Origin of the sequence: Caulobacter sp. 602-1 (genome assembly GCF_003931565.1) — a bacterium.
Taxonomy (GTDB): Bacteria; Pseudomonadota; Alphaproteobacteria; order Caulobacterales; family Caulobacteraceae; genus Caulobacter.
This window is the reverse complement of sequence record NZ_RRYI01000196.1, coordinates 1-277: the sequence shown is the minus strand read 5'-3', so window position 1 is coordinate 277 and position 277 is coordinate 1. Positions and strand designations below refer to the sequence as shown.

1 protein-coding gene is annotated in these 277 nt (G+C 60.6%); it reads left to right on the top strand.

Annotated elements, in window-relative coordinates; genetic code table 11:
* Positions 1 to 277 (top strand): ABC transporter substrate-binding protein (locus EIK80_RS25840; protein WP_199743660.1); only part of this gene is annotated, 277 nt, incomplete at both ends.

Here is a 277-nt window from a genome sequence, read left to right as displayed (position 1 = left end):
AAGACCCTTGAGATCTCCTTCACTTTCTTCGGTGACGACGCCACCCAGCAGGCCCTCGCCAACGCCTACCAGGCGATGATGAAGAAGGCCGGCATCAAGGTCAAGGTCGTGAACGTGGCCGAGTCCAAGTTCTCCGACACCGTGTCTTCCGGCAACTACCAGGTGCTGCCGATGGCTTGGCAGGCTCCGAGCGCCATGACCTTCGTGGTGTCCGCTCCGCAGCTGTACACCTCCGACGGTCCGTCCAACTTCACCTACGTGGGCAGCAAGAAGATCG